Below are 14,773 nucleotides of genomic sequence, written 5' to 3'. Positions count from 1 at the left end.
TCGGTGCATGGTGCATCTCTCGCGCATTGATAGTCTGGTTGTTGTTGTTGCTTGACGCTGGCGTCAGCGCACCGACTTCGTTTTGCTCCATCGGTCCGCGGGAGGTACGGCCAATATGGCGGCCGAAATGGACTGGGATGAAGCGGTGGGCCGGGCTGATGACGTGCGGCGCATCTTCGAGAACATCCCCGCCGTGGTGGTGGGACTAGAGGGGCCCGACCACCGCTTCGTCGCGGTCAATGCAGCCTTCCGTGCCTTCAATCCGTCGCTGAACGCCGTGGGCAAGACGGCCAAGGAGGTCTATCCCGAGCTCGAAGGCCAGCAGATCTACGACATGTTCGACCGGGTCTATCAGACCGGCGAGTCGCAGTCGGGATCGGAGTGGCGGTTGCAGGTCGACCTGCAAGGCTCCGGACTGGAGGAGCGCTACTTCGACTTTCTCGTCACGCCCCGACGTGGGTCGGACGGATCCATCGAAGGTGTGCAAGTCGTGTTCGACGACGTCACCGGGCGGGTCCACGCGCGGTTGGCCACGGAGGCTCGTGTCGAGGAGTTGTCGCAGCGGTACCGCAACGTCCGCGACTCCGCGATCGTCATGCAGCAGGCGCTGCTGGCCGCATCGGTCCCGGTGGTTCCCGGTGCCGACATTGCCGCTGAGTACCTCGTCGCCGCCGAGGATACGGCGGCGGGCGGTGACTGGTTCGACGCCCTGGCCATGGGCGACAGGCTGGTGCTCGTCGTCGGTGACGTCGTCGGCCACGGCGTCGAAGCGGCGGCGGTGATGTCCCAGCTGCGCACCGCCCTGCGGATGCAGATCACCACCGGCAAAACGATCGCCGAAGCGCTGGAAGCGGTCGACGCTTTCCACGAGCACGTTCCCGGATCGAACTCGGCCACCATCTGTGTCGCGGCACTAAACCTGACGTCCGGTGAACTTCAGTACTGTACCGCCGGGCACCCGCCCCCCCTGATCGTCACGGCCGACGCGAACGCCCGGTATGTGCAACCTTCCGGCGCCGGTCCGCTGGGCAGCGACACCGGATTCCCGGTGCGCACCGAGACTCTGGACGTCGGCGACGCGGTCCTGCTGTACAGTGACGGCCTGATCGAGCGGCCGGGTCGGCCCTTGGTGGCCAGCACCGCGGAGTTCGCCGATCTGGCCGGCAGCATCGCCGCCGGCACCGGCGGCTTCGTGCTCGATTCACCGGCCCGGCCGGTCGACCGCCTGTGCTCGGATACCCTCGAATTGCTTTTGCGCTCAACGGGTTACAGCGACGACGTGACGTTACTCGCGGTGCAGCGCCGGACTCCGGTACCGCCGTTATACATCATGTCGGATGCGACGATCCACGCGGCCCGCGGGATTCGGGCCAAGTTGCGCGAGTGGCTTACCGAGATCGGTGCGGATGCCTCCGATATCTCCGACGTGGTGCATGCAGTCTCCGAATTTGTGGAGAACGCGGTCGAACACGGTTACCGCACCGAAGTTTCCGGCGGCCTGATCGTTGAGGCTTCGTTGGGCGGTGACGCCAGGTTGCGAGCGTCCGTGATCGACCACGGCGAGTGGAAGGATCATCGCGAGGGTGAGAAAGGCCGCGGGCGCGGCCTGGCGATGGCCGAGGCACTGGTGACCGAATCCCACGTCACGCACAGCCTTGACGGCACGACCGCCAGCCTCAGCCACCGGCTCACCCGGCCGGTGAACTTTGTCAGCGACCCGGTGCCCAGCCGCATCGGCCAGCCCCGGGAGATTGACAGCGAATTCGTCTCACTGGTCGCCGAAGGCGGCCGTATCGTGGTGCGCGGTGAGGTGGACTCCAACACCGCGTCCACCCTGGATCGTCAAATCGCCGTCGAGAGCCGTTCGGGCATAGCATCGTTGACGATCGACCTGAGTGCCGTCACTCATCTCGGGTCCGCAGGCGTCAGCGCGTTGGCCGCGGCGCGCGAGCGGGCCCGCAAGCATGGCGCCGAGTGCGTGTTGGTGGCACCGCCCGGCAGCCCGGCGCATCACGTCCTGTCGTTGGTTCAGATACCCGTCGTCAGCGGGGACGTCGAGGACATCCTCGTCGAAGACTGAGGGTGGCTATCGCGCCCTGCCGTGCCGCACCTGGTTGAACGGCACTCCACGGTCCGCGGCGTATTCTCGCGGGAAGTTCAGCACCCGCTCACCGATCACATTGCGGGCCATCTCGGTGGTACCCCCTCCGATCGCCACCGACTGTCGTGACAGGTACCGCATCCCGCTCTGCAGCCCTTCGCCGACTTCGCCGACGACGCCGGCCGGCCCGGCAATGGCCAACGCGGTATCCATCTCCAGCATCACCGTCTCGGCGTGGAACAACCTGATCAGCGTCCCGCCGGCGGGCGGCAGGGAACCGTCCCTGACATTGCGATAGACGTGGTTGATGAGTTGCTCGGCGACCGCACGATGCACCAGCGCCCGCCCGGCCATCTCTTGCGCCCGCTCACTATGCGCCTGCCCGGTCCTGGCCAGCAGATCGGCGTAGTCCACCGGCGTCGTGTGTCCGCCCTCGCTGCCCGAGCCGCTGGCGAACTCCGAACCCTGTCCGACGGCGCGGCGTTCGTGGTAGAGCTGGCGCGAGGCCACCGCCCAACCCTTGTTCACCGCACCGACCACGGCGTCGTCGCCCACGTCGACCCCGTCCAGAAACTCCTCGCAGAACTCGGCGCCGCCGCTCACCTGGGTGATGCGGCGCAACGTGATTCCCGGGTGGTTGATGGGCACCAGGAACATGGTGAGCCCGTCATGTTTGGGCACATCCCAGTTGGTGCGGGCCAGGCACAGCCCGTAGTCGGCGGCGAACGCGCTCGTGCTCCAGGTCTTGGCGCCATTGATCACCCATCGGTCGCCCTGACGTTCGGCGCGGGTGATCACACCGGCCAGATCCGAGCCACCGCTGGGCTCGGAGAGCAGCTGCACCAAGACCTCCTCACCGCGCAGCGCCGCGGCGATGTGTTGTTTCTTCTGCTCCTCGCTACCGGTGTCGAGCAGAGTGGCACAGCAGATGGTGAAGGTCGGGACGTTGAGGATCAACGGCATCTCATAGGACAGGGATTCGACGTCGAACGCCCGCTGGTACTCGTAGTCCAACCCGAGACCGCCGTACTCGCGCGGAAAGCAGATACCGGCGAAACCGCCTGCGTAGAGCAGCTTTTGGAGTTCGCGAGCACGTTGCCAGGATTGTTCGGCGTCACGCGGCACCGCCGGCGGCGACTCCGGATCGATGCGCGGCATGTTCTCGGCCAACCAGAACCTGGCGCGGGCGGCGAATTCGGCGACGGTTTCTGTGGAACTCATTTGGCGGCCGCCTCGTATACCCGCAGGTTGTGCTCCTCGGGTGTGCCGAACATGGAGCGATACAACGTGATTCGTCTCAAGTAAAGATGCAGGTCGTGCTCCCACGTGACGCCGATGCCACCGTGCATCTGCACGCACCGCTGCACGATCTCGCCGCCCACCTCGCCGACGTAGGACTTCGCGATGCTGGTCGACAGGCCCGCATCAGGCGCGCGTGCGGAAACGTCGGCGATCGCAGCGGCCGTCGTCGCGCGGCAAGCCTCCAGCCACAGCTTCATGTCGGCAAAGACGTGCTTGAGCGCCTGATACGACGCAAGCGGCCGCCCGAAGCTGTGCCGATCAAGTGCCCACTGCACGGTGAAGTCGAAAACGGTCTGCAGTATCCCGACAGACTCGGCACACTGCAGCACCTGTGCGATCTGGCTCTGGCGGTCGATCAGGGCAGCCGTCTCGCCGGCATCGCCGACCGCCGCCGTGGCCATGGCACCGTCGAATTCCACCTGCGCGTACTGCTTGACCAGGTCGATCGACTGCTGCGGCGTGATCCGGACGCCCGGTGCGTCGGTCGGGACCAGGAACTGGCGCACTCCGTCGTTGGAGCGCGCCGTCACCAGCAGCACCGCGCTCGCACCGGCCGCCTCCACCCTGTCCTTGGTGCCGTCGATACGGAAGCCGGAGCCGGACGCGGTTGCGGTGACCGCCGGCTGCAGCGGCGCCCAGGGGCGGCGCGGCTCCGACACGGCCCAGGACGCCACGGTCTCGCCCGAGACCAGTGACTCGATCAGATCCGCGTGCGCATCCTGCGCGGCGCAGTCCACCAATCCGGCCAGCACCGTGCTGACCGGGTACAGCGGACCGGGTGCCACCGTCTTGCCGAGCAGCTCGGCGACCCCGGCCAGATCCGCTACCCCGTCACCCGATACGCTGCCGCCGCCCAGTTCCTCCGGAACCAGCAGGCCGGTCCAACCCAGTTCGGCGGCCCGCCCCCACCACTCGGGGTCCCATGACATGCCCGCGGCGTGCAGTTCCCGAACATGACGCAGCGACGCTTCTTTGGACAGAAACGCTTGGCTGGTGGAGGTGAAGAGTATCTTTTCGGGAGAGTCGACAGCGGTCATGATGCCGGCCGGACGGTCCTCGGCATTCCTTCGCGGTCGCGAAGGAACGTGGGGGAAAGGGTTGGGTGAATGATCATCCGCCTGATCGGTCCTCGTCGGAGTTCGCTGGCGACTCCGATGTTACCAATGGGCGATACCGTAAGAGATACCGGAGTTCAGTCGATAATGACGAGCGGTGGCCGTAATGGCTGAGACAGACGACGAGGCGGTGCCATCGAAGGCCGACGTGCTGGCGTTGGCAGCGGAAGCTGAGGCAGAGGCCGCCGAGGCCGAGGCGCTGGCGGCGGCCGCACGCGCCAAGGCCCGCGCCGCGCGGCTACGCCGCGAGGCGCTCGCCGCCGCAGACGATGACGACGACGACGACGACGACGACGACGAGGAATACGAGTACGACGAGTCGGAGGAATACGAGGACTACGACGAGTCGGGTGAATACGTCGACGCGGAAGACTATGCAGAGGCCGCGGAGTACGACGAGTCGGAGAACTACAGCGAGGCCGAACCCGAAGTAGCGGCCAATCCGTCCCGGCGGGACCGGCTGCGCGGCGCGGTGCGGTTCCCGAGGCTGTCGACGGTCGCCAAGATCGTCGCGGTACTGCTGATACTCGGCTTCAGCGGGCTCAGCGGCTACTTCGTGTGGCAGCACCACCAGGCAACCGATCGGGAGCAGCGGGCAGCGGCGTTCATCGCCGGTGCCAAGAAGGGCGTGGTCAACATGACCTCGCTGGACTTCAAGAGGGCCAAGGAGGACGTGCAACGGGTCATCGACAGCTCCACCGGTGAATTCCGGGACGACTTTCAGCAGCGGGCCGCCGACTTCACCAAGGTGGTCGAACAGTCAAAGGTGGTCACCGAGGGAACCGTGAACGCGGCCGCCGTCGAATCCATGGACGGGCATTCCGCGCAGGTATTGGTCTCGGCGACCTCGCGCGTCACCAATTCCGCAGGCGCCAAGGACGAGCCACGCGCGTGGCGGCTGCGGGTGACCGTGACCGAAGAGGACGGACAGTACAGGATGTCGAAAGTTGAGTTCGTGCCGTGAGCGAGGACGAGAGCGGCCAGGCCACGGCCAAGCACCCGGACGACGACACCGAAACCTCGGTGATTGACACCGTCGGCGAGGAGCCCGACCCCGAAATCGCCGACTACGCAGACGGTGATGTCGTGGACGATGCCGACGTGGACGTCCCTGAAGAAGACGAGGACGGGGACCGCGAAGACGCCACCGAGGTGCACGCCGCCGCCGAGCCGGAGCAGCCCACGCGTAGTGGGTGGCGCGACATCTGGAGCCGAAAGATCACCGTCCGGCCCATTCCGGTGATCCTCTTCATCCTGGTGTTGATCTCCGGCGGTGTGACCGCGTGGCTCTACGTCCACTACCACCAACCGGATCAGCGGACCAGCCCCAGCGTGGCCCGCGCGGCGCTCAACGCCGCCTCCGACGGAACGGTCGCGTTGCTGTCCTACTCTCCGGACAGCCTCGACAAGGACTTCGCCAGCGCCAGATCGCACCTGTCCGGGGATTTCCTCTCGTACTACGACCAGTTCACCCAGCAGATCGTCGCTCCGGCGGCCAAGCAGAAGTCGCTGAAAACGTCCGCTCATGTCATGCGCGCGGCGGTACAGGAGTTGCACCCCGACTCGGCGGTGGTGCTGGTCTTCGTCGACCAGAGCACCACCAGCAAGGACAACCCCGAACCCTCTACCGCGGCCAGCAGCGCTCTGGTGAATCTGGCGCTGGTCGACGGAAAGTGGCTGATCACCAAGTTCACACCGGTGTAGCCGCACTGCACCGGTATCGCCGGGCACCGGATCAGACAGCGAACGCCCGCCGCAGCGTCTGGGCGTGCAGTGCCCGGTTCTCCTGAGAGACAATCCAATCGGGCACCACCGAATCGAAGCCATGGAAGGTGGCAGCGACCACGTGCAGGCTGGCGGGCACGTAGGCATGCAGCAACCGGTTGGCGTAGTCGATGGCTTCATCGCGGCACGGGTCGACGTCCGAGCAGCTGACGAACGCCGGCGGCAGACCTTCCAGGTTCGCTCGGTGCGCGGGCACCAGTTGACCGGTGGCTGTGGAATGCCCGAGGTAGTGGCCCCAGGCTCGGCTGACCGCGGGACCGTTGAGCCCCGGCGTGCGCTGGAACTCCCGCCGCGACGGTGTCGCGTCGGAGTCGAGCATGGGCTGATGCAGAATCTGTACGGCGATTCTCGGCCCTTCCGCGTCGAACACGCGTTGGGCCACTCCGGCGACCAGTGCGGCGCCGGCATCGCGGCCCATGACCGCCAGGCGACCGCCATCGGCGTCGAGTTCGCCGGCGTGCCCGACCGCGTACCACAGCGCCGCCTCGACGTCGTCGAGCGCTGCGGGGCAAGGGTTTTCGGGAGCGAGTCGGTATCCGACCGACACCACGAGGCAGTCTGTGTCGCGAGCCAGCTCCACGCAGTGCGCATGATCGGTGTCCAGGTTGCCGGTGACGAATGCGCCGCCGTGGGCGTAGATCAGCAGCGGCACGCCTGTGGGCGTGGCGCCGCGGTACAGCCTTAACTCCAGCTCACGGCCGTCGGGACCGGGAATCGCTCGCGACTCGATGGTGACCCCGGCGGTGTGGGCCGCCGCGGCCCGCTCCGCGGCGGCCCGGTCGGCACTCTCGCGCTCAGCCGGCAGAGATTCGGCGCTGAACTCGACGAAGCCCAGTGCAGTGGCTGCATCCCTGAGCTCGGGATCGATACGGCCGAGGCCCTGTGGCCGCTTGAGATTCGTTTGTGTCATGCCCTCTGTATCTTCCGGCTCGACCTGGAAACGGACTGTACGGTTAATCGAGAACCGTACCGTCGTTGACGCGCTCGCCGGGCAGGGCCTTGACGGTGGCGGGCAGGCCGTACAGCGCAGTCGCGTTCCCGCGCATGATCCGTTCCCGCTGATCGCGGGGAAAGCGATTGATCGCATACACCGGGGAGTCGTAGCTCCAGTGCGGGTAGTCGGTGGAGAACATCAGGTTGTCGCCCAGATCCATCATGTCCAGGTACTCGCGAAACTGCACCGGGTCGACGTCCTCGAGGGGCTGGGTGGTGAACCGGACGTGCTCGCGCACATAGTCCGAGGGACGCCGGCGCACGTGCGGCAGGTCGCCACGGCGAGCCTCCCAGACCCGGTCCATGCGCGTCATCACCGGCATCGCCCAGGTGAAGCCGCCCTCAATGAACACCACCCGCAGATCGGGATGACGGTCGAACGCACCGTCGAACACCAGGCTGATCAGATGCGAGACGTAGAGCAACGGCCATGACGCGAAAAAATCGTGCCAGTGTGCGGGGTTGCCGACCGGGTACAGCGGGATCAACTCGAACGGCGTCTGCCCCATCAGGTGGGTGGCCACCGGCAGGCCGTTGCGCGCTGCCGCCGCGTACAGCGGGTCGAAATGCGGACTGCCGAACGGGATTCCGCGGGTCTGCGGCGTCATCAACACCTGATGCATATACGGGTGGCCCGCCCACCGCTCGACCTCGCGCGCTGCCTGCGCGGGCGTCTGCGCGCTGACACTGATCGATCCACGCCAGCGGCCGTGCCCGTTGTGCTTGTCCAGCCAGACGTCGGCTAGCCAGTCGTTGTAGGTCGATTTCAGCACGTGCTCGGCCTGTGGCAATTGCGCGTCGCACATCGGTTCCAACGAGGCGATGCTGACTCCGGCGTCGACCAGAAGTTGTTGGGCGGCGTAGTCGGGGTCGCTGCCGGCGAATCCGCCGCCCGGCCGGGCCGCATCCATCCGCATCGACATCGTCTTGTAGGAGTCCGGGGTGTCGTAGAAATGCGGTACTGGCGTCACCGCGTTGCCGGTCGGCCAGATCTTGGTCACCCAGTCCGCGGGCGCGTAGGACTTGAGCACGTCGGCGCACACGGGCACCGGGTGCACGTCGGTATCGACGACCGTCACCGCTATCTCCTGCGCGGGCCCCGACTCGAGCCGTTCCACCACAGTCATGGCGCGCTTCCTTCCCTCACCGTCAACCCGTACAACTCACTGGCGTTGCGCCACAAGAGTTTCGCGCGTTGCTCAGCATTCAGACCGTCGGCTGCAGCCTTGGCCGGGGTCGTCGACCAGTGCGGGTAACTCGACCCGTACATCACCAGGTCCGCTTTCGCAGAGAAGTCCATCCACCTCACCGCATGGGAGGTGTCGACGGATCCGTCCAACGCCGACGAGCAGAACCGCACGTGGCCGGGCAGGTAGTCGCTGGGATAGCGGTCCACCCACGGCGTCTGGTCGCGCATGGACAGCCAAAAGGTGTCCAGCCGCCACATCAGCGGGGTGAGGATGTCGTAGCCGCCGTCGGCGAACACGAACTTCAGACCCGGGTGCCGGCCGAACACCCCCTCGACGATCAACGTGGCCAGGTGCACAAAGTAGTTCAGCGGCATGAACGACGCATAGCCCGGATAGGTGTGCGCGTGCCCGGCGAAGGTCGGCGGATGGTCGACTCCGTTGCCGCCGTTGATGTGCACCGCCACCGGCAGTCCGAGCGCGGCCGCAGCCTCCCAGATGGGTTCGAACATCGGCTTGCCGAACGGCTCTCGCGACTGCATCGGCACGCCGACCTGCACCAGCTTGGGGTGGCCGGCCAGACGTTCGATCTCGGCGACCGCACCCCTGGGGTCTTCGGGGTTGACTCGGATGGTGCCTCGAAACCGGTCGGTGCTGTCGGTTTCGAGCCACCGGTCCAGCAGCCAGTCGTTGACCGCGGCACAGATCCGGCTGTTCAGCAGGTAGTCGGCGATGTTTCCCCGGGTCAGCGGGTTCAGGATGGCGTAGCTCGCCCGCATATCCGGTGGGCCCTCGTCGAACAGATGCCGACTGACGATTTCTGGATCCGATCCCGGGTATCCCTCGCCGTAGAGGTCGGCGCGGTAGTCCCCGCCGGGCGCCTGGTACCACTGCTGTTCGACGTCGGGGATCGATCGCAGCTTGTGGGCAGCGGGGAGATACCGCCGGATCTCGGCGTTGTAGCGGAAGTGCGGTTGCACATTCGTATCGATAATCATGCGGTGACGAACACCTCCCCGTCGGTGACGTCGACCTGGTAGGTACGGACCCGCCGGGTTGGATCGGCCACATTGCGTCCCGTGGTGATGTCGAATTCCCAGTTATGCCAAGGACATCGGAGAATCTGGCCGTCCCGTACCCGGCGCACGCCGTCGGGCTGCTCAGGTGCGGGTTCGTTGGTGCCGCCCACCGGGCCGAGGCACAGCGGCGCGCCCTCGTGCGAGCAGTAGTTCACGATCGCATACAGCTCCCCGCGCACGTTGTAGACGCCAATCCCGAATTTCCCGGCATCCACCAGCTTCATCGCGCCGGGCGGTAGTTCGTCGAGGGAGCACACGAACCGGCGCTCAGGCACCCAGATCACCACCTCTCGCCGCGGGTCTGCGGGCCCACCGTTGTCTAGGTTGCTATTTATATTATGATAGCGACATTCCACTTTCGGGCCCGCGTGCACGGGCAAACTCGGTTGCTCAGGGAGGAGCGCTGATGACGCTCAGCACCGATCAGGACGACGCGCCCGTCGCCCTCGATCTCACCGGCGAAACCAGTCCGTACCCGTTCTTCGAGTACATGCGGCGCACCGACCCGGTCTGGCACGGCGGGCTCTCGGACCCCGACCAGATACCCGACGAGCTCAGGCCGAGCGACGAGTGGACCCTGTTCGGTTACGACGACCTCTTCCAGGCCTTCCGCGACGACGGCACATTCACCTCGGAGAAGTACGACAACACGATCGGATTGGTGATGGGTCACACCATCCTTGCCATGGGCGGCCGAGAGCACCACGACCACCGCAACCTGGTGGCCAAGGCGTTCCGCGCCACCGCACTCGAGCGGTGGGAGCCGTCGGTAATCGGTCCGGTGTGCGATCAACTTGTTGACGAGATCAAAGAACAGGGTGAGGCCGATCTGGTCAAGGCGGTGACCTTCGAATTTCCCACCCGGATCATCTCGTCGCTGCTCGGGTTGCCGCCAGAGGATCTCGACATGTTCCGCCGGCTGTCACTGGACCTCATCTCCATCTCGACCGACATCGTGGCGGGACTGACGGCCGCGGCAGAACTGCACGGTTATTTCCTCAATCAGGTGGAACAGCGGCGCCGCAAGGTCACCAACGACATCATCGGCGACCTGGTGGCCGCCGAGATCGACGGTGAGAAACTGACCGACGAAGCCATCATCGCGTTCCTGCGCCTGCTGTTGCCGGCCGGACTGGAAACCACCTACCGCTCGTCGGGAAACCTGCTGCACTCGCTGCTCACACATCCCGAGCAGCTGGAGATGGTCTACCGGGACCGTTCGTTGATACCGCTGGCCATGGAAGAGGGGCTGCGGTACGAAACCCCGCTCACCATGGTCATGCGCACCACTACCAGGGAAATCGAGTTGGGCGGCAAGACAATCCCGGCCGATGCGCAAATCGACATGTGCATGGGGTCGGCCAACCGCGACGGGGCTCGCTGGACCGATCCGAACACTTTCAACATCCTTCGGCCCCGCCAGGCTCACATCGCCTTCGCCGGCGGCATCCACATGTGCCTCGGCATGCACCTGGCCCGACTGGAGACACGGGTCATGCTCAACAGTTTGTTCGACCGCGTGAAGGATTTGACTCTGGTCGACGACGACGGCACCGGTGCGGAGTCCAAGATCGTCGGCCTGGTCTTCCGCTCCCCCAACAAACTTCCCGTCACGTTCAGCCCCTTGAACAGCCGAGCATGAGAAGCCGCGCGGCGATCCTGCACGGCATCGGCGGGCCGTGGTCGGTCGAAGACTTCGAACTGGACCCGCCGCGGGCAGGCGAGGCCCTCGTCGAAATGGCCGCCGCGGGACTGTGCCACTCCGACGACCACATCCTCAAGGGCGACATGTCGGCGCCCAATGAGGTGATGAAGGCCATGGGATTGCCGAGCATGTTCCCGATGATCGGCGGCCACGAGGGCTCGGGCATCGTGCGCGAACTCGGCCCCGGTGTGACCGATTTCGCGGTGGGCGACCATGTGGTGATGTCGTTCGTCGCCGTCTGTGGCCAGTGCCGCTGGTGTGCCACCGGCATGGAGTACCTCTGCGACACCGGCATGGGCACCATGATCCCGGGCATGCCGACCGACGGCACCTTCCGTCATCACACCGCCGACGGCAAGCCGCTCGGTCACCTGGCGAAGGTCGGCGCGTTCGCCAAACACACTGTGGTGTCGGTGAATTCGCTGATCAAAATCGAGCGCGACCTGCCGCTGGTGCCCAGCGCCCTGCTGTCCTGCGCAATTCCGACCGGCTACGGTTCGGCCGCCAACCGGGCCGGGGTTCGCGGCGGGGACACCGTCGTCGTCATCGGTGCCGGCGGCATCGGCACCGGCGCCATTCAAGGCGCCCGCATCAACGGTGCCGCACAGATCATTGCCGTCGACCCGGTCGAGTTCAAACAGAAGTCGGCATTGCAGTTCGGCGCCACCCACAGCGTCGCGTCGGTGGCCGAAGCGCTGGACCTGGTGCGCGGTCTCACCTACGGCGTGATGGCCGACTCGGTCGTGGTCTCGCCGTCGCTGATCACCGCCGACGACGTACGCGACGCGGTGCAGTTGACCCGCAAGGGTGGCACTTGCGTGCTGACCGGCATGACGTCGCAACTGACACACGCGGTCAACATCAACTTGCAGGACTTCATCCTGATGAACAAGACGCTGGCGGGCACCCTCTTCGGTTCGTGCAACGGCAAGGCCGACATCTCGCGGCTGGCCAGGCTCTACCAGACCGGTCAGCTCCAGCTCGACGAGATGATCACCAGGCGCTACCGCCTGGACGATATCAATCAGGCCTACACCGACCTACTCAACGGTGAAATCATCAGAGGCATCATCGATTACGGGCTTTCGTAGATCCGCCTCTGCACCGACTGTGAATTGGGCGACGCGACACGCCGCTGGGGCGTCGTGAGGTTCACCGTCGGGGCTAGGTACCGTCTGCCTGCTGCTTTGCCTTGTGCAGCTCCTGCAGCCTCTTCAGCCTCATGAGTTTTTCGACCTGCCCATAGGCGTCGATCGGGCTGTGCAGCGACAACCCGCCATCGGCATGCAGCACTTGGCCTGTCACCCAAGACATTTCGAGCACACCGACGATAGCCTGCGCCACGTCGCCGGGCTCCCCGAGCCGACGCAACGCGGTCCGCTTGGACATGCCCTCGACCCAGGCGGGCCACTTCTCGGCGTCAGGCAGCATCGGGGTTCGGGTGACGCCGGGCCCGACGGCGTTGACGCGGATGCCGTGCACGCCCCACTCCACGGCGGCGACCTTCACCAGCATGTCCAGGCCGGCTTTCGAGACGCAGTAGGCGCCCATGTCCCGGTCCGCTACCGTGCCGCTGATGCTGGAGACCACGACGATCGAGCCCTCCAGTTCGGCATCGACCATTGCTTGGGCGGCGGCCCGGATCGTGTGAAAGGTGCCGGTCAGGTTCACCGCCAGGACCCGTTGCCATTCGGCGGGATCGATCGCCAGCAGCAGCCCGGACGAGCCGATGCCGGCCGAGGCCACGACCCGGGTTGGCACCCCGTGCTGGCGGACGGTGTGCTCCATCGCCGCGGTCACGGAGTTGAGATCACTTATATCGCAATCGATGTCGCCGCCGGCCACGTCCCATACGACGACGTCGTGGCCGGCATCGCGCAGCATGACGGCGGTTTCCCGGCCGATCCCGGACCCGCCGCCGGTCACCAGGGCCACCGAGGCGGTCATGCCGCGGGCCCGATCAACTCGACCAGCACGCCGTCCGGCGCGGTGATCACCGCCATCGGAACGGTCTTGCCCGCCGGAGCGGGCATGGTGATCTGACGGACGCCATCGGTGAAGCCCAGGCCCGCCAGCGTGGCCAGAGTGGCGTCCACCTCGCGCTGCAGAGAAAGGAGAAAGAAGCCGTGCCGGGGTCCGGAGTACTCACCGGTCGCCTCGCCGGCCCCGGACAACTCCACCAACTCGACGATGCCGGCGTCGGGCGCCCGCGGATCCCCCAGGAAGATCGAGCGCAACTGATCCGTCTTGGCTCCGAACAGTTCTGGCCAGTCACCGGTGAAGGTGTGATCGAACAATTCGGTCAATCCGAGCCCATCCCGCCAGAAACGCAGCGAGCGTCCGACATCGGCGGTACAGATCGCGGCGTGATGAACACCCAGCACGAATTCCCCTTCCGGTAGCGTGTCCAGTATTACCGCTGCCGCGGGGATCACCGAACAGCGATCCTACCTCCGGGCCAGCGTGGCAAGCGTGCGGTCCCATAGGTCGACGGCGAGGGCGGGGTCGTAGGCGGTGCGGTTGGCCTTGGAGACCGTGTGCTTGGCGTAGTACTCCCCCGGCCGCCAGTCGACTCCGGGGGTGCTCGTCGCCAGCCAGATCAGTTGTTCTGCTCCCTGCTCCGGTGTGGCGGTGAAGCGGGTGGTCAACGGGACGCGGGTTTTCATGAACAGCAGAAATCGCGATCCTGAGGCATCGCCGAAGTTGGAGTTGACATACCCCGGGTGGAAGGTGGCTGCAGCCAGTCCGCTGTCGTGGTAGCGGCGATGTAATTCCTTGGTGAACAACACGATCGCCAGTTTGGCGAGAGCATAGGCGACAATGGGCCGGCGCTGGCCGGTGCGTTCGAGGTCGGCGACCTTGACCCCGGGCAGCAGCCGCTGCGATGAGCTGGTGGTGTTGAGGACGCTCGCGCGGGAATCGACGAGGAGGTCAATCAACTCCGTGGTGAGCAGAAAGGGCGCCAGATAGTTCACCTGATACGTCTTCTCCAGCCCGTCCGCCGTCATCTCGAGTTCCCTGCACATGCCACCCGCGTTGTTGGCCAGCACGTCGATGCGCGGGTACTCCGAGCGAATCTTGTCCGCCAACGCCCGCACCTGAGACAGGTCGGCGAAGTCGGCGACGAAATAATCCGCACCGAGTTCCTTCGCCACCGCAGTGGTCTTGCGCTGCGAACGGCCCACCACGACAACGTTTTCGCCGCTGCGACTCAGCCGCCGCGCCGCTGCGGCACCGATGCCGTCACTGGCGCCCGTGATGATGATCGTCTTGTGCGTCATACCGATCCTGGCACAGCGAGTACCGAACCGGCAGGTGCTCGAGGCGCCCCACGAACATGGCGGCGACCGGTTGCGGATCGCCGGCCAGTTCGAGGGATTTCAGCCGCGGCAGCAATTCGGTGAAGAAGTTGCCGACCGCGATCCGGGCACACCGGGGCTTTGGCACGCAGATAGGACAGAGCTCGGTGCAGTCGCCGCTCGGCGGTATGGGCCTGTGGGTCCGCC

Annotated in this window: 14 protein-coding genes and 1 pseudogene; 5 read left to right on the top strand and 10 right to left on the bottom strand. The window is 65.9% G+C overall.

Annotated elements, in window-relative coordinates; translation table 11 throughout:
* The first annotated feature begins 115 nt into the window (after window positions 1-115).
* The gene (locus ACX9NE_RS07525) at window positions 116-2,080 is read left to right on the top strand and encodes a SpoIIE family protein phosphatase (RefSeq protein WP_459361056.1); all 1,965 of its coding nucleotides are present in this window, start codon (window positions 116-118) and stop codon (window positions 2,078-2,080) included.
* A 6-nt stretch (window positions 2,081-2,086) separates the two neighbouring features.
* Here the strand turns inward: ACX9NE_RS07525 and ACX9NE_RS07520 are convergent, their stop codons facing one another.
* Both ACX9NE_RS07520 and ACX9NE_RS07515 read right to left on the bottom strand, forming a co-directional pair.
* The gene (locus ACX9NE_RS07520; protein WP_459361055.1) at window positions 2,087-3,322 is read right to left on the bottom strand and encodes an acyl-CoA dehydrogenase family protein; all 1,236 of its coding nucleotides are present in this window, start codon (window positions 3,320-3,322) and stop codon (window positions 2,087-2,089) included.
* Complete coding sequence (locus ACX9NE_RS07515) at window positions 3,319-4,440, bottom strand: acyl-CoA dehydrogenase family protein (protein ID WP_459361054.1); 1,122 nt, start codon at window positions 4,438-4,440, stop codon at window positions 3,319-3,321. The genes ACX9NE_RS07520 and ACX9NE_RS07515 overlap by 4 nt, the downstream gene beginning before the upstream one ends.
* A gap of 184 nt (window positions 4,441-4,624) precedes the next feature.
* Here ACX9NE_RS07515 and ACX9NE_RS07510 point away from each other — a divergent pair, with 184 nt between their 5' ends.
* Window positions 4,625-5,482 (top strand): hypothetical protein, encoded by an 858-nt coding sequence (locus ACX9NE_RS07510; protein ID WP_459361053.1) that lies wholly within the window; start codon window positions 4,625-4,627, stop codon window positions 5,480-5,482.
* Between the two features lie 137 nt (window positions 5,483-5,619).
* Complete coding sequence (locus ACX9NE_RS07505; RefSeq protein WP_459361117.1) at window positions 5,620-6,222, top strand: hypothetical protein; 603 nt, start codon at window positions 5,620-5,622, stop codon at window positions 6,220-6,222.
* Between the two features lie 31 nt (window positions 6,223-6,253).
* On the opposite strand, the gene ACX9NE_RS07500 is transcribed toward ACX9NE_RS07505, so the two are convergent.
* From ACX9NE_RS07500 to ACX9NE_RS07485, 4 genes are read right to left on the bottom strand one after another with little or no spacing between them, the layout of a single operon-like run.
* A complete protein-coding gene (locus tag ACX9NE_RS07500; protein WP_459361052.1) occupies window positions 6,254-7,213 on the bottom strand; it encodes an alpha/beta hydrolase in 960 nt (319 codons plus the stop codon).
* 43 nt (window positions 7,214-7,256) lie between these two features.
* Window positions 7,257-8,423, bottom strand: coding sequence for an amidohydrolase family protein (locus ACX9NE_RS07495; RefSeq protein ID WP_459361051.1), 1,167 nt, complete (start codon window positions 8,421-8,423; stop codon window positions 7,257-7,259).
* Window positions 8,420-9,481: an amidohydrolase family protein gene (locus ACX9NE_RS07490; protein ID WP_459361050.1), complete on the bottom strand. Its 1,062-nt coding sequence runs from the start codon at window positions 9,479-9,481 to the stop codon at window positions 8,420-8,422. Before ACX9NE_RS07490 ends, ACX9NE_RS07495 begins: the two co-directional genes overlap by 4 nt.
* Window positions 9,478-9,837, bottom strand: a complete 360-nt coding sequence (locus tag ACX9NE_RS07485; protein ID WP_459361049.1) for a Rieske (2Fe-2S) protein — start codon at window positions 9,835-9,837, stop codon at window positions 9,478-9,480. The genes ACX9NE_RS07490 and ACX9NE_RS07485 overlap by 4 nt, the downstream gene beginning before the upstream one ends.
* A gap of 131 nt (window positions 9,838-9,968) precedes the next feature.
* Here ACX9NE_RS07485 and ACX9NE_RS07480 point away from each other — a divergent pair, with 131 nt between their 5' ends.
* Entirely contained in the window at window positions 9,969-11,204 is a 1,236-nt protein-coding gene (locus ACX9NE_RS07480; RefSeq protein ID WP_459361048.1) for a cytochrome P450, read from the top strand.
* Entirely contained in the window at window positions 11,201-12,358 is a 1,158-nt protein-coding gene (locus ACX9NE_RS07475; RefSeq protein ID WP_459361047.1) for a Zn-dependent alcohol dehydrogenase, read from the top strand. The genes ACX9NE_RS07480 and ACX9NE_RS07475 overlap by 4 nt, the downstream gene beginning before the upstream one ends.
* A 73-nt stretch (window positions 12,359-12,431) precedes the next feature.
* On the opposite strand, the gene ACX9NE_RS07470 is transcribed toward ACX9NE_RS07475, so the two are convergent.
* The 4 genes and pseudogenes from ACX9NE_RS07470 to ACX9NE_RS07455 all read right to left on the bottom strand — a co-directional run.
* Entirely contained in the window at window positions 12,432-13,214 is a 783-nt protein-coding gene (locus ACX9NE_RS07470; RefSeq protein WP_459361046.1) for an SDR family NAD(P)-dependent oxidoreductase, read from the bottom strand.
* On the bottom strand, window positions 13,211-13,702 hold the full coding sequence (locus tag ACX9NE_RS07465) for a VOC family protein (RefSeq protein WP_459361045.1): 492 nt from the start codon (window positions 13,700-13,702) through the stop codon (window positions 13,211-13,213). Before ACX9NE_RS07465 ends, ACX9NE_RS07470 begins: the two co-directional genes overlap by 4 nt.
* Before the next feature lie 12 nt (window positions 13,703-13,714).
* A complete protein-coding gene (locus tag ACX9NE_RS07460) occupies window positions 13,715-14,548 on the bottom strand; it encodes an SDR family NAD(P)-dependent oxidoreductase (RefSeq protein ID WP_459361044.1) in 834 nt (277 codons plus the stop codon).
* Window positions 14,511-14,696: pseudogene (locus ACX9NE_RS07455) on the bottom strand (hypothetical protein); the annotation flags it as partial. The pseudogene ACX9NE_RS07455 and the gene ACX9NE_RS07460, both read right to left, overlap by 38 nt.
* Window positions 14,697-14,773 lie beyond the last annotated feature (77 nt).

This window comes from Mycobacterium sp. ML4 (assembly GCF_054515735.1).
The sequence above is the reverse complement of the archived record's forward strand: the minus strand, read 5'-3'. Positions and strand labels throughout refer to the sequence as shown.